The 20562-nt window shown below is 49.7% G+C and carries 13 protein-coding genes; 7 read left to right on the top strand and 6 right to left on the bottom strand.

All coding sequences use genetic code 11. The features are described 5' to 3' along the window. Window positions 1-323: 323 nt before the first annotated feature. From I6E40_RS01095 to I6E40_RS01105, 3 genes are all read right to left on the bottom strand, one after another. A complete protein-coding gene (locus I6E40_RS01095) occupies window positions 324-1352 on the bottom strand; it encodes a DHH family phosphoesterase (RefSeq protein WP_235385003.1) in 1029 nt (342 codons plus the stop codon). Between the two features lie 112 nt (window positions 1353-1464). Then, window positions 1465-2124 (bottom strand): ribulose-phosphate 3-epimerase, encoded by a 660-nt coding sequence (gene rpe, locus I6E40_RS01100; protein WP_235385004.1) that lies wholly within the window; start codon window positions 2122-2124, stop codon window positions 1465-1467. A 50-nt stretch (window positions 2125-2174) separates the two neighbouring features. Continuing rightward, on the bottom strand, window positions 2175-3983 hold the full coding sequence (locus tag I6E40_RS01105; RefSeq protein ID WP_235385005.1) for a hypothetical protein: 1809 nt from the start codon (window positions 3981-3983) through the stop codon (window positions 2175-2177). A gap of 122 nt (window positions 3984-4105) precedes the next feature. Between I6E40_RS01105 and I6E40_RS01110 the strand changes: the two genes are divergently transcribed. Together I6E40_RS01110 and I6E40_RS01115 are read left to right on the top strand one after the other, a co-directional pair. Next, on the top strand, window positions 4106-4918 hold the full coding sequence (locus I6E40_RS01110) for a DNA alkylation repair protein (protein WP_235385006.1): 813 nt from the start codon (window positions 4106-4108) through the stop codon (window positions 4916-4918). A gap of 24 nt (window positions 4919-4942) precedes the next feature. Next, window positions 4943-6772, top strand: a complete 1830-nt coding sequence (locus tag I6E40_RS01115; protein ID WP_235385007.1) for an alpha/beta hydrolase family protein — start codon at window positions 4943-4945, stop codon at window positions 6770-6772. A 323-nt stretch (window positions 6773-7095) separates the two neighbouring features. Here I6E40_RS01115 and purT read toward each other — a convergent pair whose 3' ends face one another. From purT to I6E40_RS01130, 3 genes are all read right to left on the bottom strand, one after another. Beyond that, on the bottom strand, window positions 7096-8259 hold the full coding sequence (gene purT, locus I6E40_RS01120) for a formate-dependent phosphoribosylglycinamide formyltransferase (protein WP_235385008.1): 1164 nt from the start codon (window positions 8257-8259) through the stop codon (window positions 7096-7098). Window positions 8260-8909: 650 nt separating this feature from the next. Further along, window positions 8910-9065 carry a hypothetical protein gene (locus I6E40_RS01125; protein ID WP_235385009.1) on the bottom strand — a complete coding sequence of 52 codons (156 nt, stop codon included), beginning with the start codon at window positions 9063-9065 and terminating at the stop codon, window positions 8910-8912. Window positions 9066-9175: 110 nt separating this feature from the next. After that, window positions 9176-9769, bottom strand: a complete 594-nt coding sequence (locus tag I6E40_RS01130) for an RNA polymerase sigma factor (protein ID WP_235385010.1) — start codon at window positions 9767-9769, stop codon at window positions 9176-9178. Between the two features lie 382 nt (window positions 9770-10151). Between I6E40_RS01130 and I6E40_RS01135 the strand changes: the two genes are divergently transcribed. The 5 genes from I6E40_RS01135 to I6E40_RS01155 all read left to right on the top strand — a co-directional run bounded on the left by I6E40_RS01135 (window position 10152) and on the right by I6E40_RS01155 (window position 20528). Next, window positions 10152-11096 carry a TIGR01212 family radical SAM protein gene (locus I6E40_RS01135; RefSeq protein ID WP_235385011.1) on the top strand — a complete coding sequence of 315 codons (945 nt, stop codon included), beginning with the start codon at window positions 10152-10154 and terminating at the stop codon, window positions 11094-11096. A 105-nt stretch (window positions 11097-11201) separates the two neighbouring features. Continuing rightward, on the top strand, window positions 11202-12302 hold the full coding sequence (locus tag I6E40_RS01140; protein WP_235385012.1) for a Rid family hydrolase: 1101 nt from the start codon (window positions 11202-11204) through the stop codon (window positions 12300-12302). 372 nt (window positions 12303-12674) lie between these two features. Then, window positions 12675-13001, top strand: coding sequence for a hypothetical protein (locus I6E40_RS01145; protein WP_235385013.1), 327 nt, complete (start codon window positions 12675-12677; stop codon window positions 12999-13001). 1040 nt (window positions 13002-14041) lie between these two features. Next, entirely contained in the window at window positions 14042-17074 is a 3033-nt protein-coding gene (locus I6E40_RS01150; RefSeq protein ID WP_235385014.1) for a hypothetical protein, read from the top strand. A gap of 10 nt (window positions 17075-17084) precedes the next feature. Next, window positions 17085-20528 carry a SusC/RagA family TonB-linked outer membrane protein gene (locus I6E40_RS01155; protein ID WP_262910816.1) on the top strand — a complete coding sequence of 1148 codons (3444 nt, stop codon included), beginning with the start codon at window positions 17085-17087 and terminating at the stop codon, window positions 20526-20528. Window positions 20529-20562: the final 34 nt, after the last annotated feature.

The raw sequence follows: 20562 nt of genomic DNA on the forward strand, positions 1-20562 counted from the left end.
AGCGCACCTAATTAAAATTAGAAGAAGGCAAATTAAAATTAGAAGAAGGCAAATTTTAACTGGGAGCGCTCCCAGAAGCCCGTTTTTAAAGGGAAAGTGACGAAAAAAGGGAGAAGCCGAGGCTTCTCCCATATCTCTATACAAATATAATGCATTTCGTCGCCAAAAGCAAGAACTGTTAAAACCGAAAAAGGGGCGTTGGGTGTGGAAAAGTTCCGTTTCGCTGCCTCTTTTCCTTGCTGTGGGAAGCACTCCCCGCGGTTTCGCTGTCTTCATTGGGGTTCTGCGGAGGGTGGCAGACGTTTGCAGCGAAAGGTTTGCGCTCAGAGGAGGTGCTGATAGGCTTCAATGGCGCGTTGTGCCGTCTTTTCCGCTTCCTCGAGCGGGAAGGGCAGTTCGCCGCCCGAAGCGTTGAGGTGACCTCCGCCGTTGAAGAACTCTTCCGCCATGCGGTTGCAGGGGAAATCATCGACCGAGCGGAGCGACACCCTCACCACGTCACGTTCCGTGTCTTCCCGCAGGGAAATGCTGAGTTTCATGCCTTTCACCTGCAGCGGCATGTTCACCAATCCTTCCGCGTCACCACGGATGAAGTGGAAGCGTTTCATTTCTTCGCGCGTCAGTGTGAAGACGGCTGCTTTGTTTTTGGCGAAGAACTGCAATTTTTCATAGAGCACGTATCCGGTCAGACGGATTCGGTCGGTGGAGAAGACGTGGAAGACGTTGCGATAGATTTTGTCTTTGTCAATTCCCTTGGTCAGGAGGAGGGCTATTATCTCATAGATTTCCGGGTCGGCAGAATTGTAGGTGAAGCCGCCCGTGTCGGTCATCATGCCTGTGTAGAGGCAGGTGGCGGCTGCCGCGGTCATTCCTTCGAATCCTCCGAGTTGGTGGATGAGTCGGAAGACAATCTCACAGGTTGAAGACATTTTGGGAAATGAGACAACCATTTCCACGCCGTCTTGGTCCGGGTCGGGGTGATGGTCGATGATGATTCTCCGAGCCTTGGTTTGCTTCATGGCACCTTCCATTTCTTGAAGGCGGGAAAGGGTGTTGAAATCCAGACAGCAGATGAGGTTTGCCTCCTTCAGCGTGGCTGCGGCTTCGGCTTCGTGGTTCAGATGGAAACGAATGATGTGTGCCCCCGGCATCCAACGCAGAAAATCGGGGAAGGGCGTGGGCAGAATGACATCCACTTTTTTGCCAAGTCCTTTCAAATAGGCAGCCCACGCGAGCGATGACCCGACGGCATCACCGTCCGGTCCGCGATGAGCGGTGACCACGATGCGTTGACTCTCGCGCAGAATCTGCATGAGTTGAAAAAGTTCACGATGGTTGAGTAGGTCTTTCATGGGAGAGGGTGGGGCGATGCTGCCGCTTGGGCTTTTTTCTGTGTGCCGTCGGAGACGGCGGGATGATGTCAAGAGTTGTTTTGTTGGAGTGGACTAAGACTTTGAAAAACTGTCACTTCACTGCGCCGACCTGTTTCAAAATTCTCACTTCTTCCACCGGGTCTGCGGCTTTGAAGACGGCAGAGCCGGCGACGAGCACGTCAGCCCCTGCTTCGACGAGTCGGGGGGCAGTCTCGCGGTTCACGCCTCCATCGATTTCAATCAGAGCGGTGGCGTTTTTTCGGTCAATCAGTTCGCGAAGTCGGCGAGTCTTGTCCACGCTGCTTTCAATGAATTTCTGTCCTCCGAAGCCCGGATTCACGGACATCAGCATCACCAGGTCCAAATCACCAATGATTTCCTCCAGAGAGGAAACCGGTGTGTGGGGATTCAGCGTCACGCCCGCCATCATTCCTTCTGCCTTGATTTGTTGGATGACACGGTGGAGATGGGTGCAGGCTTCATAGTGGACATTCATGACTTTCGCGCCGAGCGCCTTGACTTCTGCAATGAATTTCTCCGGCTGCACAATCATCAGATGCACGTCCAGCGGTTTGCGGGCGTGCTGAGCCATTGCCTGCATGACGGGAAAGCCGAAAGAGATGTTGGGAACGAAGACGCCGTCCATGACGTCCAGATGAAACCAGTCGCAGTCGCTTTCGTTCATCATGTTGAGGTCGCGTTGCAGATTGCCGAAGTCGGCGGAGAGAAGGGAGGGAGCGATGAGTGGCATGAGGTTTGAGGATAAAAGTGTGTTTGTTTGGAAAGAGCGCGCGGAGGCGATTAGTTTGATTTTGAGCCCTTCTTGTTCGTTTTCGGGCTTTCGGTTTTTGTGTCCAGGCGGAGCGTTTTCAAGAATTCAAGTTCTTGTTTTGCAAAATCAGCCATGTCTTCTTCCTGCAACATCTCTTTGAGCGTGCTTTCAGCGGTGAGGATGTCTCCAAAGTCAATCTCAAGTCTGACGTCCAGTTTTCTCAGGTGATTGAGAAATTCCGTGGAACTCTCCGGCACTTCGATGTCGTTCCATTCGGCTTTTTGGATGGCTTCCTGCATTTGTTTTATGTAGTGCTGCACGAACCTGTTGGCTCGATAGTCTTTTGCCTGCACCAAACAGTCCACGAAGGCGCGCACATAGGTGTAGTTTGAGGAGGTGGCATTGACTGACAGATAGTAGTATGCCTTTTTGTAGATTCTCAGTTTCTGGTAGCAGAGTCCGAGGTAGTAGGCGGTCTTTTCATAGGTTCTGAACGCGTTGTTTTCTCTGTCGCGCTGCAATTCTTGGTTGATGAGGTTCCAGAGCAACTCGAGTTGGCGGATGGCGTCAAAATATCTCTCTTCGCGGATGAAGCGCAAGCCCCAGTACATGTGGTATGCCTCGTCGGGGTTTTCAATCTCAATGAGAACTTTTTCCGAGTCCGTCAATTCGTTGATTCGGTTGGCTTGGACTTTGTCACAGGCTTCTCCGTACATATACTTGAACTCAGCCCTTGCACAGGCGCTGTTTCTGGTTTCCAGACACATGAGCATGCTCTGACCAACAATCATTTCTTTTTCTTCAAGTGCTGAAATGCTGTCGGTGTGGTCCGGCGTGTCCTCTTCGAGCGAATAGGTCACTCTCACGTAGTTCGCCTCTACCGTTTTTTTCTCACAGCGCAAATTGATGAACATCTCGCGCTTGGTGATGGGGTCTTTGTCTTTGAGGAAGGGAGGAACATATTCCAAGATGAGGCTCACTCGCTTTCCCTCTTCTGCTTCGCGCATGTTTTCAAGGAACGGGTAGTTTCGAATGGGCTTGTCCTTCTCAGCCACGACGCTCAGTTCGTTGTTCTCGTCAATGCGTGTGAGTCTCAGGAGTTTCGCGCCTCGCAAGAGTTCAAGTTGGCGCATCCATTCTTTCAGCGTGATGGGAGTACATCCGTATTCCTCACGCTTGAGTTTCAACTCTTTTTGGCAGTGAAAAAGTTCCTGCTCTGCCAACACCACGCTGATGCGTCTGTCGGTGTGGTATTGATACTCCAAATCAAGAACTTCCTTGCCTTGGATGTATTGTTTGTAGCGTTCAAACTCAATGATGAAGCGCTGCTTCTGTGCGAAGACCATGCAGAAGAGTTGGTCGAGGGTCATGTCAAAACTCTCGTTGAGCACATCGAAGAGCAGATTGGCGCCGAGCGACACTCGGAGAGTCGTCTCGTCTTCCGAGAAAGAGTAGGTGACGGTCAGCGTGGAGTACATAATGTTGCTCTCGTTGCAACTTGTGCGGAGAATGTCAATATATTCCGCCTCCACTTTATAGAAGTGGGGGAGAGTGAAGCGCAGGATGCGATGCTCTTTGCAATAGTGAATCATGAAGAGAAGGTTCTGGAAATGAATGACGAAGATGACGAAGCCGTCTTCCTCTTCTTTCTCCTCCCACGTGCAACTGAGTTTTCTCAGCGCCACTCTGATGTAGTCTTTTTCATCTTCATACACTTCTTGGGGCTGCGCCTGCGGCTCCTCCCTTTTTATTCCTTGTTCTAATTCAGCCTCCCGCTTAGCGAACTCGTCCACTAATCTGGAAAACCTTTTGACTCTCTTGTAAATCTTTAAAAGCATAGTTTCCTAATTTTGATTCCGCAAAAGTACGAAATTTTCTCCGATACGCTTAACTTGCAGTATATTTGCAGTTCGTAAGTATTAAACTGTTTTGCTTCTAAGGCGTTTTTCCTTAATAATATATGAGTAAATCCGATTTTTCTTTCACTGCGTGCGACATTCTGGAGACTTTGGAATCGCTGAGCGACGAGCGGCAGCGACGCGTTTTGATGCGCTTCTTCAAGACCGGCGTCGGCGACTACGGCGAAGGCGACGAGTTTCTCGGACTTCGCGTGCCGCAGGTGCGTCTTGTCGTTCGCGAAGCACGCCTCAAAGTGTCGTTTGAGGAAATTGAGAAGTTGCTTGACTCGGCTTGGCACGAAGCACGACTCTGTGGCTTGCTCCTTTTGGTCGAAGAAATGAAAGCCGCACTGCCCTCGCCGAAAAGAGACGCCGAAGAAACAGCACGACGACGTGAAAAAATCGTCCGTTTCTATCTTGCACACACTCGCGCCGCCAACAACTGGGATTTGGTGGACCTGTCAGCCCCTAAAATCCTGGGACAGTGGCTTCTGACACCTGCGCCGGGCGGGCTGCGTCCGGAGAGAAGCGTGCTCGACAAACTGGCTGGGAGCGAAAATCTTTGGGAACAACGCATCGCCATCGTCTCAACTTGGAAAATCATTCGTGAAGGCGAATTCAACGACACGCTGAGACTGGCAGAAACTCTTCTGGAACATCCGCACGACCTGATGCACAAAGCCGTCGGCTGGATGCTTCGGGAAGTCGGAAAGAAATCTCTGCCCGTGCTCCGAGAGTTCTTGGAAAAACATTCCGCAAGGATGAATCGCACCTCGCTGCGCTATGCAATCGAACGCATGAGTGAAGCGGAGAGAAAACATTGGCTGGAAAAAGACAAACGCACAAAGAGAAATACACAGAAGGCTGAAGCCTAACTTCTTATAAACGCTTATCAAGAAATGAAGAAAATAGAATTAGAAGATTTCTTTCGTAACTCGGAAAGAACCGCCTACCAACTTTCGCCCGACGGCACTTTGATTTCCTACATGGCTCCCTACGAAAACCGAATGAACGTTTTCGTCAGGCGAGTCGGAGAAAAGGACGACGCCTCAGTGCGTCTCACCAGCGAAACGGAACGTAGCGTCAGTGGCTACATGTGGGCAGAAAACGACCGCATCCTTTTCATGAAAGACGTCGGAGGAGATGAAAACTTTCGTCTCTTCGGAATCCGTCCCGACGGAACAGACCTCCGTTCCTACACTGATTTTGAGGGAGTTCGCACCGTCTTGATTGATGACCTCGAAGAGCAACCCGGTTTTGTTCTCATCGGCCTGAATCGCCGCAACCCGGAGGTTTTTGACCCCTATCGCTTGAACACGGAGACCGGAGAATTGACGATGCTGGCGGAAAACCCGGGAAACATTCAAGGTTGGATGACTGACCATCAGGGACGCTTGCGCGTCGCCACCGCCATCGTTGATGGAGTGAATACGCAAATCCTCTATCGCGACAGCGAGGAAGAAGCGTTCCGCGAGGTCTTGACCACGAACTTCAAAGAGGTCGTCAGTTTCATGGAATTCACTCCCGACGACAAGGAAGTCTTTGCCGCGACGAACCTCCATCGAGACAAAATGGCACTCGTTCGAATGAATCCGGCAAACTGCGAAGAACTGGAGTTGCTCTATGAAGATGAAAACTATGACGTGGCAAGCATCTCCTATTCTCGAAAAAGGAAAAAACTCCTCGGCGTCTATTGCACGGGACACAAAGAGCCTGTCCGACACTTCTTTGACGAAGAGGAGCGAGCCTTCCGCGAGAAAATCAAAAATCATTTCCCTGACCGACGCTACGGCATCGCTGACACGGACAAAGAGGAAAAAACTTATCTCATTTATGCCGGCAGTGACAGAACACGCGGAGCCTACTACTACTATCGCGCTGATACTGACGAATTGACGCACATTGCTGACCTTGCGCCATGGATTCTCGAGGAGGACATGAACGAAATGTTCCCCGTTTCCTACACCACTCGCGACGGACTGAAAATTGAGGCATATCTTTCCCTGCCCCACCACTTGACGCCGGAGACTGCCCGCGCTCTTCCGGTCGTTGTGAATCCCCACGGCGGACCTTGGGCGCGAGACACTTGGGGCTTTTCTTCGGAGGTTCAATTCCTCTGCAACCGAGGCTACGCTGTCTTTCAAATGAACTTCCGTGGCTCGACCGGCTATGGGCGCCGCTTCCTGGAGGCTTCCTACAAGCAGTGGGGGCTTGCCATGCAGGACGACATCACAGACGGAGTGAACTTCTTGATTGAAAAGGGAATTGCCGACGCCAAACGAATCGCCATCTACGGTGGAAGTTATGGTGGCTATGCCGTACTAGCCGGGCTGACGCTGACGCCGGACCTTTACTGTTGCGGGGTGGATTACGTGGGTGTGTCCAACCTCTTCACTTTCCTTCAGACCATTCCGCCTTACTGGCGTCCGCTTTTGGAGATGATGCACGAACAAATCGGCGATCCCGAGAAGGACAAGGAGCAACTTGCTGCCACCTCACCGGCACTTCATGCCGACCAAATCAAAGTTCCGCTTTTCATCGCGCAAGGAGCGAACGACCCACGCGTGGCGAAAGCGGAAAGTGACCAAATGGTGGAGGCTTTGAGAAAACGAGGAGTGGAGGTGGAGTATATGGTCAAGGAAAACGAAGGGCACGGTTTCGCCAACCAGGAAAATCGTTTTGACTTCTATCGCGCCATGGAGGAGTTCTTGGCTAAAAATCTGGCGTGATTTCCTCTTTGTGGCTGATTCATACTCGCCCGATTCCCCGAAAAAATATTGTGCGCCAGTCATGGCGCACAATATTTTTTATTCTCAAGGCTTAAGTCTTTAAAATTTAGGGGCGAAGGCCCTCAGTTTGGTAAAACACCTTGACAATAAAAGATTCTGTTCTGGAAAATTCTGCCTCACTTTGCCTTTGTCGTCGGCTTGTTTCCCTTTGTCGTCGGCTTGTTTACCTTTGTCGTCGGCTTGTTTCCCTTTGTCATCGGTTTGTTTCCCTTTGTTTCCCGGGAAGCCTGTTTTGTTCTTGCGGCGCGTGATTTTTTCGTGCCTCAATAGACTTCCACGCAGTCGGCGAGGCGTTTTGCTTTTTCGCGCACGGCTTCCAAATCGTCGCCGAGGGGTGCGTTGCAAACGACCACGCCCATTCTTCGGTTCAAACGTGTGGTCGGTTTACCGAAGATTCGGATGTCGGCATCTTCCTCGCAGGTTTGTTCAATTCCTTTATAACGAGGCACTTCGTTGGAGGCGATGGGCGAGAGAATGACTGCGCTGGCACCGATTCTCAACTGTTTGATGCAAGGAATCGGCATTCCGAGTACGGCGCGCAGGTGGAGTTCAAACTCGTTGAAGTTTTGAGTTCCCGCCAGCGTGACCATGCCTGTGTCGTGGGGGCGGGGAGAAAGTTCGGAGAAATAGACACCATTTTCGTGGCTTAGGAAAAATTCAACGCCCCAAAGTCCCGCGCCGGTCAGTGCTTCGGTCACCGCAGCCGCCATGCGCTGAGCTTCAGCGAGATGCTCCTCGGAAATGTGTGCGGGCTGAAAACTTTCGCGATAGTCTCCGCCTTTTTGCACGTGACCAATCGGCGAACAGAAAAGCGTGGGTCCATTTTTCTGCGTCACGGTCAGGAGGGTGATTTCGCTGTCAAAGCGAATGAACTCCTCAATGATGACTTCCGCGATGTCGCCGCGGCTTCCTCCCATCGCATATTCCCAAGCGTGCGGAAGGTCTTCCGGACTTTTCACCAGACTTTGTCCTTTTCCCGAGGAAGACATGAGTGGTTTCACGACGCAGGGGAAGCCAATTTCGCGAGAATGTGCTTCCAACTCTTCAAAACTTTTGGCATAGAAATATTTTGCGGTTTTCAGTCCTAAGTCTTTGGCAGCCAGGTCTCTGATGGCTTTTCTGTTCATCGTGAAATTGACGGCTCTTGCGGAAGGAGTCACCTGAATCCCCTGTTTTTCGTAGTCATAGAGTCGTTCGGTTCTGATGGCTTCGATTTCAGGCACGATGATGTCCGGCTGATGTTTCTTCACGGCTTCATCAAGGGCTTCTCCGTCAAGCATGGAGAAGACTTCGCGTTCATCAGCGACCTGCATGGCAGGCGCGTTGTTGTAGGAGTCGCAAGCAATGACTTGTTGGCCTAAGCGTTGGGCGGCGATGGTGAATTCTTTTCCAAGTTCGCCGGAGCCGAGAAGCAAGATTTTTTTCATGATTCTTTGGTTGTGAGGAGGTTTTAGGGGGTGTGCGAATGGAGTTTCGATGCGGAGCATCGCACAACCCAGTGCAAAGTTACGGTTTTTTGAAGCATTTTTTTGCCTCTTCCGTTTCTTTTCTTGTTTTAGTAATCCTCAAAAAATAACCTGCATCATCTTTGAAAATCTTTTCGGTCCATATTTCTTCCCTCGTCAGTCACATAGCTACGACTATGCTCCTTCTTCGGGTGAAAATCTGACCTCGAAAATGTCATTCAAATCTGACGCAACTTATTATTGGGGTGTTCTATAAATTAGGGGATAAGGAACGTTCAAAAGAAAGTGCTTACGTTTTGGTTGCTTTTTGTTTCTTAGCGCGCCCTTTTGTAAGTTTCGTCAGTCACATAGCCCGCTATGCTCCTTCCTTAACTGACAAAAGTTCATCTCTAAGAAATCAAAAATCAACTCAACCTAATTTTTAGAACACCCCTATTTTCATATTACTTAGGGGCTTGTTCTATAAATTACGGAACAAGGAGTGTTCAGAAGAAAGAAAACCACAAACGAGATTCCGAAGCCGGGACGTGGCGGGCGGAATCTCGTTTGTGGTTTTGGGCGTTCAGTGTGAAGCGTTGTAAGGCGAGTGGAGATTTTTAGAGGAGAGGAGTTCAGCATCTTGCTTCCGGAGCCAGTGCCAACGCTCTCGCCAGTTTTCTCGCTTCAAACTCATTGTTTTCGGCGGGGGAGTAGAGCCGCGCGAAGATTTTCAAGAAGTTCAGACTTTCTTTGCGGGGTTGAAAGTTCTTGGGAGTAGAATGATTCATAGGCAACGTTGAAGTGATTACACTTATATAAACGTCGCTATGTGCGGTTTAGTGTATTGGCGTCCCAAATTTTCTTTTCGTCCCGCTGTTTTGTGTGACGAGCGTGCGCTTCACTCGAAATCGAGTGAAATCCGATGTTCTTTTGCCAGTCGGCGCATGTTGAGAATGGCGTAGCGCATTCTGCCGAGCGCGGTGTTGATGCTGACGCCCGTGATGTCGGATATCTCTTTGAAACTCAGTTCCTGATAGTATCTCATATAGACCACCTCTCTCTGATTGTCCGGCAAATGGTCCATGATTCGGCGCACGTCGTTGAGCACTTGCTCGTTGACGATTTCGCTCTCTCTGTGCGTGTCGAGCAGGATGGAGGTTTCTTGCCAGGCGTGTTCTGCGTCTTCTTCGTAGATGAGGTTTTCGTTTTTCTCAAAGCGGAACTGGTCAATCAGCATGTTGTGAGCGATGCGTGTGAGCCAGGCGTAGAAACGTCCCGTCTCTTTGTAGCGTCCCTGTCTCAAGGAAACGATGACCTTGACGAAAGTCTCTTGAAAGATGTCGTCAGCCACGTCGTTGTTACGAACAATATAGAGGATGTAGTTGTAGAGTTTCTCTTGATAACGTTGAAGCAATTCGTCAAAGGCTTCATTGTTTCCAGACATAAATAAAGCGACCAATTCTTCATCGGTGCGCAAATTCAATGTTTCCATTACTCTTGATTTGTGGTTAATGAAGGGAGTAATGTCTGTCGATAGGCGTCTGGTTTTGAGGGTTTAAGTTAGAAAATGAAGCAGTCGGCGGCTGCGTTCGGGTTGCTTTTGCCTTTTGTCATCAAGATGAGAATTGGAGAAAACTTCTCCTTGACGAGGCAAAAGTAGAAAAAACATTTCACTTGCAAAAATATTTCTCATTTTCTTTCGTTGTGTCCTCCCAAACACCTCATCAACTCATGCCCCGTTTTTCCTTTGCCGGGCTTCTTTTTCTCTTTTTCATCTCTTCAAGGTTTCAACTTGATTTTGTGTGCGTTGGCTCACGGAGGACGAAAGTTCCAAAAAGTTTGATTACTTTTGCAGCGCTTTTACGTTCAGAACGATGCTTCCGTACACCTCCTATGCCTCCTTCCTTTCCCGTCATTTTGTCGGGAAGGTTCAGAAGATTCCGCTGGATCTCGGTCTTTCTTGTCCGGTGCGAGACGGCAGCATCAGCAGAAGTGGCTGTGCCTATTGCAACCGAAGCAGTTTCGTCCCCCGTTTTTCTTCCGCCCATGCCTCTGTGGCGGAACGGCTGGAGGAAGGGAAACGCTTCTTCGCCCGACGAAACAAGGGCGCGAGCGTGACCTATGTGGCTTATTTTCAGAACGGAAGTAATACCCACGGAGCGGTTGGCGAGATTCTCCCGCGTTTTCGGGAAGCACTTCAGGTCCCCGGTGTGCAAGGCGTGGTCGTAGCCACGCGCCCCGACTGTCTTGGTGAAGAGTGGCTCGACGCACTGACTCGGCTGGCGGAGGAAACCTTCTTGCTTGTCGAACTTGGCGTGGAATCAGTTTACGACCAGGTTCTGGGCAGAGCGGGGCGTGGACACAACGTGGAGTCTGCAAGAAACAGCGTCGAGTGCTTGAAAAGGCTTGGCATTCCGGTCTGTGCTCACCTCATTTTTGGACTTCCCGGCGAGCCGGCTGACGCCTATGCCTTCACAGCTCGGACCATGAATGATTGGGGAGTGGATGTGGTCAAACTTCATCAACTTCAGATTCTCAAAGGCTCCGTTTTTGCTTCAGACTACGCTGAATTTCCCGAGCAGTTCCCGTTGCTGACTCCCGAGACCTACGCCGAAGGCGTCGTTCGTTTCCTTGAAAACCTCTCGCCCCAGATTGCCATTGAGCGTTTCGTTTCGCAGGCACCGCCGGGACAACTCCTCGCTCCCGTCTGGGGTATCAAAAACGATGAGTTCCTCCACCGTCTTGTCGCCCTGATGAACGACAGAAAGACCCGACAAGGAATTGCCGGTCAGACCACACCTCTAAGGGGGGTGTTCTAAAAAATAGGTTGAAAACGTAAGCACTTTCTTTTGAACATTCCTTATCCCGTAATTTATAGAACATCCCCTTAAATATTTAGCACTCGCAAAACGTTTGTCGAATCAATGAAAAAGACTCATTGCTTTCACATATTCTTGCCCCGCAAGCAGGGCAGTTTTCTCTCTCAGTGCGACGACCTTCTTCTTCAGTTTGAGAATTTGATGAAGGAGGACGCCAGCACGCTCAAAAGACTGCTTCAGGCTCGGTTCTATTTGTCTGACGCTTCCAACCAAAAGGCGGCGTTGGATTCCCATCGGCTCTTTGAACTGTTGAATCAGAGCGGAGTGGCGAGCATGGTGGAACAGCCGCCTCTCCATCCCGGTGTCAAAATCGCTCTTCTGCTCTGGTTGTTGCCCGAACCCGCCGAGAGTCGCGAAGTCCTCGCACAGCCCGAGGGACAAAGTGTGAAGATTGAAGCAGAGGGCTTGACCTATCTTGTTCAAAGCGTGCGCCCGACCGCTGCATCCAGTGAGGACGCCTCTGCGCAACTGCAAATGAAGCAGGCGTTTCGCGCAGCCATTGACACGCTCGAGGCTTCGGGCATGAATCTCAGAGACCACTGCCATCGCACTTGGATTTATGTGCGCGATGTGGACCGAAACTATGCCGGCGTTGTGACGGCTCGCAACGAAGTTTTCGCGCAGCAAGGCTTGACCCCTGCCACCCACTTCATTGCTTCCACCGGCATCGGCGGTGCCACTGAAAATTCCGGCACCCTTGTCGCCGCAGATTTCTTTTCGGTGAAAGGGCTGAAGCGAGAGCAGGTGAAATATATGCATGCGCTTGACTTCCTGAACCCCACGCATGAGTATGGTGTTGCATTCGAGCGCGGCACGTGTCTTGAGCTTCCCTCCGGCAGTCTTTTCCTTGTTTCCGGCACTGCGAGCATTGACAAGGTCGGTCAGTGTGTGCATCGCGGCGATGTGGTCACCCAGACCGGACGTCTTTTCCTCAACATTGAGAAACTTCTGGATTCCACGGGTGCCACGCTGAAGGATGTGAAGTATTTGATTGTCTATCTTCGCGACGTCGCTGACTATCCTCAAGTGCAGCAATATCTTCGTCTTCGCTTCCCCGGTCTTCCATTCCTTGTCACCGAAGCGCGCGTCTGCCGTCCCGAGTGGCTGATTGAAGTGGAATGTATGGCTTTCCGGGCGCATGACTGAGTTCTGAAAGCCAGACTGTCCGGAATCCTTTTGGAAAAGATCAACCGAGTTTTGACGTTTCTCGCTCTTCTCACGCGGTGTCAGCCCACGGATTAGGCTGTTCGTTCGGGAGAAGTTTTTCCACACCTAAGGCGCTTTTTCGGTTTTAACACTTCTTGCTTTTGGCGACGAAAAGTATTATATTTGTACAGAGATATGGGAGGAGCCTCGGCTCCCCCCTTTTTTCGTCACTTTCCCTTTAAAATAGGGGATTTAGAAGCGCATCCGGTTAAAATTTGCCTTCCTCTAATTTTTCTTTGCCTTCCCCTAATTAAAATTTGAGGAAGGCAAAGCAAAACTGCGCGCCGAGTAGGCAAAATTGGGAGGCGGAAAGTGTTCCCGGAAGTTAAAAATGTTAATGTCCAATCGCTGAAAAATGGCTCAAAATTGTTGCCTTTTCATGAGCGCGGAGGGGACGGTGGTGGCGGCTGGCTTGGAAGAAAATGTGTTTGCGGCGACGATTCTGTGGATGCCTCGGATGGGAATGACCGGTCGTTTGCAACCGAGGCTCAGTCTTCAGAGTGGCGTTCACACGACAAACTCTACACGCTGACCGGTTTTTGGGAAGAGGAGGAAGTCTTTGGATGGGAGAGAAAAGTCTATAGATGGGAAGGTTCAATCATCACTCAGATTTCATCGTTGGGTTTGTGCAGTGAATAGGTCCGGTCGTATTTCAAACCCTGCATTTTCCCCTTTTTACTCCCGGGCGGGCGGTGAATTTTTTCCCGCCGCCATGTAGGATTTGTGTATTGTTTATGTAGGCTTTGTGTAGGGTTTGAAACGTAAATCCTACACACCGTAATGCGCGGATAATCAGCGGAATGTATGGTTAAATGTAGGGTTTTGTGTAGAGTTTACATGTTTTTTTGTTCCCTTGTATATATGTATAGTGTAGAGTCTGAAAACAGCTTAGGTTGAACCATAACCCCTCTTTGGGGAGAGCGCAGTTGGGTTGGGGTGGGGCGAGTGAGATTTATGTTTTCTAAACTTTGATTCCGGGCAGGCGGAGACAGTCATCAAGTTTGGTGGAGACAGACGTTAGGTCAGGCGGTGGCAGTCATCAAGTTTTGCGGATGCACGCGTTAGGTCATGCGGAGACAGACATCAAGTTTTGCGGATGCACGCGTTAGGTCAGGCGGAGGCAGTCATCAAGTTTTGCGGAGGCAAGCGTTAAGTTTGACGGAGCAGGACTATGGTTTTCTGCATCATTCGTAGGTTTGATTCAGTTTTCCTTTTTGATTGTTGTCTCTTCTTTGGGCGTTGTTCCCTCTTGTGTTTTCGTTTCGTCCTCTTGTATTTTTGTTACATCCCCTTGTATTCTTGTTTCGTCCCCTTGTGTTTTTGTGTTTGCGAACCTCCTATGGTTTAGTTTTGTCGTGTTCATAGTTGAAATCTGTCTTCTCCCTATTTTTTTGTTTGTTTTTTTGGCAATAAGTTAAAGTTCGGTACGTTGAATGATACAAAGCGTAAGTAAAACCTTTCTTGCGTTTGACTGGCGTCTTTGGAGCGAGTCTTAATAATACTTAATTTTTGGAAAGAACTCCTTGTTCTGCTATTCTGTCCAATTAAAAAACGATTAAATTTGCAAGCAGTACTTATCATGTAGTGCCCTTAAACGAAAATTCTTTTCACAATTCGTTGAATACAAATTGAATAAAATATCTAATACTTTTATGCGTATGAAAAACCGTTTTTGCAGAATGGGAAAGACGTTGCTTGGAGCAATGTGCTTGCTTTCGACATGCGGCGTAACGTACTCATGCTCCGATGATTTTGATTTGGACGAGACCAGTCCGTCTTTCTTGGGACAGAGTATTTATGACGAACTGAAGAAAGACCCCAAATTTTCAACTGTAATTGGGTTGATTGATGATGTAGAAAACGGCGTGTATAAGGAAGTCTTGGCGAGAACAGGTAGTAACACTTTGTTCGTAGCGGATGACGATGCTTATGCTCGCTTTTTTGCATCCGGTGTGTGGCTCAAGCCCGATGGCAGCAAGTACACATCTTATAAGGAGCTTTCTCAAAGTCAGAAGAAACTCCTTTTGAAGGGTTCCATGCTCAACAATGCCTACGTGCTTGAAATGATGACGACGATTCAAGGTCCTATCAAGAACCTTTGTCTTCGTCAGCTCTCTTCACTGACGGCTGTGGACACCGTTCCCTATTTTCCGAAAGCAACCCTTCCCGAAAACTTGAACCGAGGACAGCTTGCAGAAGACGGTACCATCACTAATGCCGACAAACGCTTCTGGGATCGCTACCGCAATTCTACTACCCGCCAGGGAATCTACATGGCGCTCGACAACACGCAGCCCATGATGACTCACTTCCTTGACGGACAACTTCGCGAAAAGAAAATCACCGCTGAAGACGTTTCCTTCATCCTCGGCTTTGACGGAACTTCCAAAGAGTGGAAAACTTCAGACAACATCGACCGCAGCTTTGTCTATGGCAGCGAGATAATCAAACCCGACGTGACCTGTATGAACGGTTACTATCACGTGCTTGATTCCGTGCTCGTCACGCCTCCCAACATGGCTGAAGTCATTCGCACCAACGGCGACACAAAACTTTTCAGCGCCATGCTCGAACGTTTCAGTATGCCGATGTATGATGCTTCCCTCTCCCTCAACTTCCGCGAACCGAACACAGGACTCCCCGTGGACTCCGTGTTCCAGAAGATTTATATCTCTCAGCGTTCTCAGAGAGGACAAGTGAGCAGCGACCCCGATGGAGAAGCTCTCGGTGACTATCCTTCCTTGAACTATGACCCGGGATGGAACAGTTACACCGTCTCCAACTCCACTAAGGAGCAAGACATGGCTACCATGTTCGTTCCCTGTGACGACGCCATGAAGGAATACTTCCTCCGCGGCGGTGGCGCCATGCTCATTCAGCGCTACAATCCTAACTCCCCGAACGACGAGGCGCACCTGCTTGACAACCTGTATCAGATTCCTTTGAACATCATCCAGCCTTTGATTAACAACTTGATGAAAGAATCTTTCAACGAATCTGTGCCGAGCAAGTATGCCACAATCATGAACGACGCGCAAGACCCGATGTTCTCCTCCAGCATCGGCATCAGCAGCCCCGAAGACTTTAAAGCTGCCGTCAAGAAAGTGCTCTTGGCAAACAACGGTATCGTCTATGTGATGAAAAACGTAATCGGCCCTGCAGCTTACTCCTCCGTGATGGCTCCGGTGCTCTTCAATGAAGGCGCACAAGTGGTCAACACCGTGCTCCACGCAGACGACAAGTTCACATCCACCAATACGGGTAGCGCTCCGCTGCGTAAGTTCTACAGCACCTACTTCCTCTCCATGCAATCCAGCTTCTCCTTCTTCGTTCCTCTTGATGCAGGTTTGAAAGACTACGGTTACGTGGAAACCATGTCCTATGCGACTCAGAACTCCTTGAACTATCGCTTCTGGACTTTTGAACCAGCCCAAATCACCAACACGAACGGCAAATGTCTCGCCGTGAAGTCAAAAGGCTATTTCTGGACTCCCAGCCAGCCCATGGTTCCTTCTAAAGACAATCAGGCAGGCAACGCTTATCAAAGCGATGCCAACGGAGACGTCTCCACAAGCTACGGTCTCACCAAGGCAACCATGCTGACCGAGTTGATTGACCAACACATCATCGTGCACGACAACGATGACCTCGCCGGTGTGCAAGGCTCCAGAAACTATTACGTTTCCCGAAGCGGTGCCCCCGTTCACATCGTCTCTCGTCCCGCATCCGGTCCCGTCGGCATGAAGTTGGAAGGCGGTATGCAAATCGAACTCAACTCCGATGCAACCCCCAACAATGACTTTGTGGCTGAAGTGAAGTCTTACAACGACATGAAAGCCACCGCCGAAACTTATGGTAACGGTAAGACTTACTTCATCGACCGTCCCATCCAGCCCGCGCTGAACACCTCTTACGGTGTGATGGAAGCACACCCCGAGTTCACAGCATTCTTCGAACTCTGCCAGGAAGCTTCCAACTATGAAACCCTCTACGAAAAACTCTTCCGCCCCGCTTCCATGAAGGATGCCGACTGGACCAACGAGGCAAAGAAATACATTATCTTCTCTTCACGTACGGATCGTCCGACGCACAACGCTCAAAGACTCGTTCGTTTCTTCAACAACTATCGTTACTCCATTTATATTCCGAACAACGATGCTATTGAACGCGCAAAACAGAACGGTCTGAAGACTTTGGCAGAAATTCAAGAATATGTGGATCAACACACCGACGAACACGGTGAAGTGGTTGGTGACGCGAAGGCAATCGCTCAGGCTCAAGTCACTCTCTACATGAACTTCTTGAAATATCACTTCTGTGACCAGTCTCTCTTCGTTGACAACTGCACCGTAGGTGACAAAGACGACCTCAACAGCACCGGCAACTACTGCCTCTCCGCTTGTATTGACGAGGAAGCAGGAAGTTATATTCCTGTGAACGTCTTCCAAAGTCCCGGTCAGATTTATGTTCGCGACAACACGAAGCAACTTCACAAGGTTGAAGAACCTTATAACTTGATTGCGCGCGACTATGAACTTCCTGATGTCGCCACCAAATCTTATTCCTATAACTCACAATCGTACGTAGTGCTTCATTCTTTGGGCAACGACTACATGCTCTTTGACTCTTCTTTGAGAAGCGGTCTCCGCAGCGCCTATAGCAGCCCCGCCAAAGCACGTGCATTCGTGAACAAGTTCCGAATCAAGAAATAAATCTATTGCTATGAATAAATTTAAGTTCCTTTTAACGCTTGCGCTGTGCTTTTGCTGCTCGCTCTCTTATGCACAAAAGCGCATCTCCGGTCGCGTGTGGAGTAAAGTCGACGGACCGATTGTGATGGCGTACGTAGTTGAGCAGGATAAAAATAACCGTAACATTACCGCTGCACAGACTGACGCCAACGGTAACTTCTCAATGGTTATCAAGAACCCTGCCAATAAACTGCGAGTTTCTTATATTGGTTATCAAACCAAGATTATCCCCATTGGCGCTCAAACTCGCTTCAATGTCGAGTTGATTGACAAGAATACCTTTAAGGACGCAGAGGTGACGGTGACGAGAAAGACACGCTCCAACGGTCTCGTCATTCCTGAAAGAGAAATCTCCACCGCTCAGCAGACGCTTGACATGGACCAAATGGAAGGTCTCTCCTTTGAAACTGCAGCCGATGCACTTCAAGGACAAATCGCAGGTCTGGACATCGTTGCCAACTCCGGTAACCTCGGTTCCGGTTCCAGCATGCGCCTTCGTGGTGTGGCTTCCATCAACGGTAGCCAAGAACCTTTGATCGTGGTCAACGGAAACATCCTCGAAGACTACAGCAGCGATGACCTCGACTTGGAAAACATGGAGAACGAAGAACAGTTCGCCACACTCCTCCAGGTTGCACCCGAAGACATCCAAAGCATCAAAGTCCTGAAAGATGCCGCCGCTACTGCCATCTGGGGTTCCCGCGGTTCTAACGGTGTGATTGAAATCACCACTCGTCGTGGTGCACGCGGTAAAACTTCTGTAAACTTCAGTTACCGCTTCTCAGGCGCCTGGCAGCCCGAAGGCATGAAGATGCTCAACGGTGACGGCTACACCATGATGCTCAAGGAAGCCTATCACAACCCGCGCATCCTTTCCGAAGAAGAATCAAGCATCGTTGAAATCATGTATCTTGACGACTACAAAGCTTACTTCGGAAACTACAACAAAAACACTGACTGGGTAAAGGAAGTCACTCAGTTCGGACAAACCCACAACTACGGTCTCTCCGTTTCCGGTGGTGGTGAAAAAGCGCAGTTCCGCATCTCCGGTACGTATGACCACGAAACCGGTACCATCATCAAACAGTCTCTCGACCGTTTGACCACCCGCTTGGCTTTGGACTACTACGTGTCTGACCGCATCAAGTTCTCCTCTGACTTCGCTTTGACTTACACGAAGAACAACAAGAACTATTATTCAGACATCCTCGGTCGTGCCTACAACGCCATGCCGAACATGGCAGTCACCCGTCAAGAGTATGACTACCAGAACGGAATGTACTACGATACCGGCGAATACTACATCATGCCTCCCGCAGCAGGTTCCAGAGGTAAGATTGATCCCAACAGCGGTCTTTCTTCCTACTTCCTCAGCGACATGGTGAACAACGGTAACCCCGTCGCCATTGCAAATGAATCTTGGAACCATCAGTCTTCCTACACGATTCAGCCCGGTTTCCAGTTGGAATATAAGTTCTTGGGCAAGAACAGCGACGAGACTTCTTTGAACTATCGTGGTGAAGTCTATATGAATGCCTACACCAACACCGAAGAAGCCTTCTTCCCCGGTTCCCTGACCTCTCTCCAGTGGAACAATGGAACCTACAAGACTTCCAGCTATGAAACCAAGAACCTTTCGTTCAACACTCGTCATCAATTGACCTTCCATCCGCACATTGCCAATGAGAACCATGACGTGCAAGTGCTCGCCCGCTTTGATATGGGTACCAGCAGCAGCACGAACCAGTATCTCGGTTCCTCCGGTATCACCGGTGGCATCACTGACCCCACCGTTCCCGGTTACCTCGAGAACACTTGGACCGGCACCGGAAAAGGTCACACCATGAGTGGAACGATGTCTATCCACTACGCATTTAGTTCTAAGTACATCTTTGACTTCACACTCCGTGCCGACGGTAGCACCCGCTTCGGTTCCGGTAAGAAATGGGGCTTCTTCCCCGGTATCTCCGGTCGTTGGAACATCAGTGATGAAAAATTCTTCAAGCCCCTCAAGAAGGTTGTCAGCATGTTGTCGTTCGCACCCGGTTGGGGTATAAACGGTAACGCTCCCGGCAGCGAAGGTTTGATGTACAATAAATATAATACGAACGGAACCAAGTACGCTGGTCAGCAGGTTATGATTCCGACCAACCTCAAACTGACAGAGATTCGTTGGGAAAAACTCAAGTCCTGGAACATCGGTGTGAACTTGAACCTCTTTGAAGACTTGCTCCAGTTCAACTTGAACGTTTATAACCGTAAAACTTCTGACTTGTTGAACTCCGGCGTCCGCATTCCTTCCACCACAGGTTTCTCCACGTTGGCTTGGGCTAACGTCGGCGACATGGAGAACAAGGGTTGGGAACTCTATGCTAACACCCGTCCTATCTTGAAGTTCGGTAAGTTCCACATGGTTCTTCGTGGTAACGTCGCACAGAACATCAACACCATTACTAATATGGATGCTTCCGTGCTCGCAGCCAACAACGAAGACTACACCTATGCCAACGGTGCCATCATGAAGCGCGTGCAGATTGGTAATGCCCTCGGTGGTATCTACGGTTTCCGTTATTTGGGCGTTTACGCTTTTGACTACGACCACAACGGTTACTTCCTTAACGAAGACAAGAACACTTACTGGGATGCTGAAGGTAATCCCAATGCCGCAGGTCTTTATAACCGTCCTGACGATCCTCTTTATGGACAGTACTATGACCCCGCCAAGGCAAAACTTGCTCCTATCGTCTTCGACGCACAGGGTAATGTAGTGTATGACAAGAACGGTAACCCGCTGCCTATGTACTTCAACTACGGCGGTAAGAACTACCAGTTCCAAGGTGGTGATGCCATCTACGATGATATCAACCATGACGGTAACATCGACGAACTTGATATTGTTTATCTCGGTTCCTCCAATCCTAAGATTAATGGTGGTTTCGGTGTGGACTTCGTTTACGGTCAGTGGCAGTTGAAGACCAGTTTCAACTTCCGCATTGGTAACAAGATTATCAACATGGCTCGTCTGAACGCAGAAAGCATGGTAAGCAACAAGAACCAGAGTGCAGCCGTTTCTCACCGCTGGAGAAAGAACGGTCAGGTCACTCAGATTCCGAGAGCCATGAGCTCCAACGTGACGGCAACCTATAACTCTTTGATTAGTGACCGCTACGTGGAACCCGGTGACTTCCTCCGCTTCCAGTACTTCCAGCTTTCTTACAGCGTGAAAGCAGAGAAACTGAAGAAGATTGGTCTTCGCTCACTTCGCTTCTATGCGTCCGGCAACAACCTCATCTTCTGGTCTAAGTATTCCGGAACAGATCCTGAAAAGTCTCAGTCAGGCATGAATCCCTGCGTGGACTATTCTCAGACACCCCGCTCTCGTTCATTTACGTTTGGTATCAACTTAGGTTTCTAACAAGCACACATACTTCAGGAAACTTTTCCTAATA

It is taken from the genome of Prevotellamassilia timonensis, assembly GCF_021531665.1.
Taxonomy (GTDB): Bacteria; Bacteroidota; Bacteroidia; order Bacteroidales; family Bacteroidaceae; genus Alloprevotella.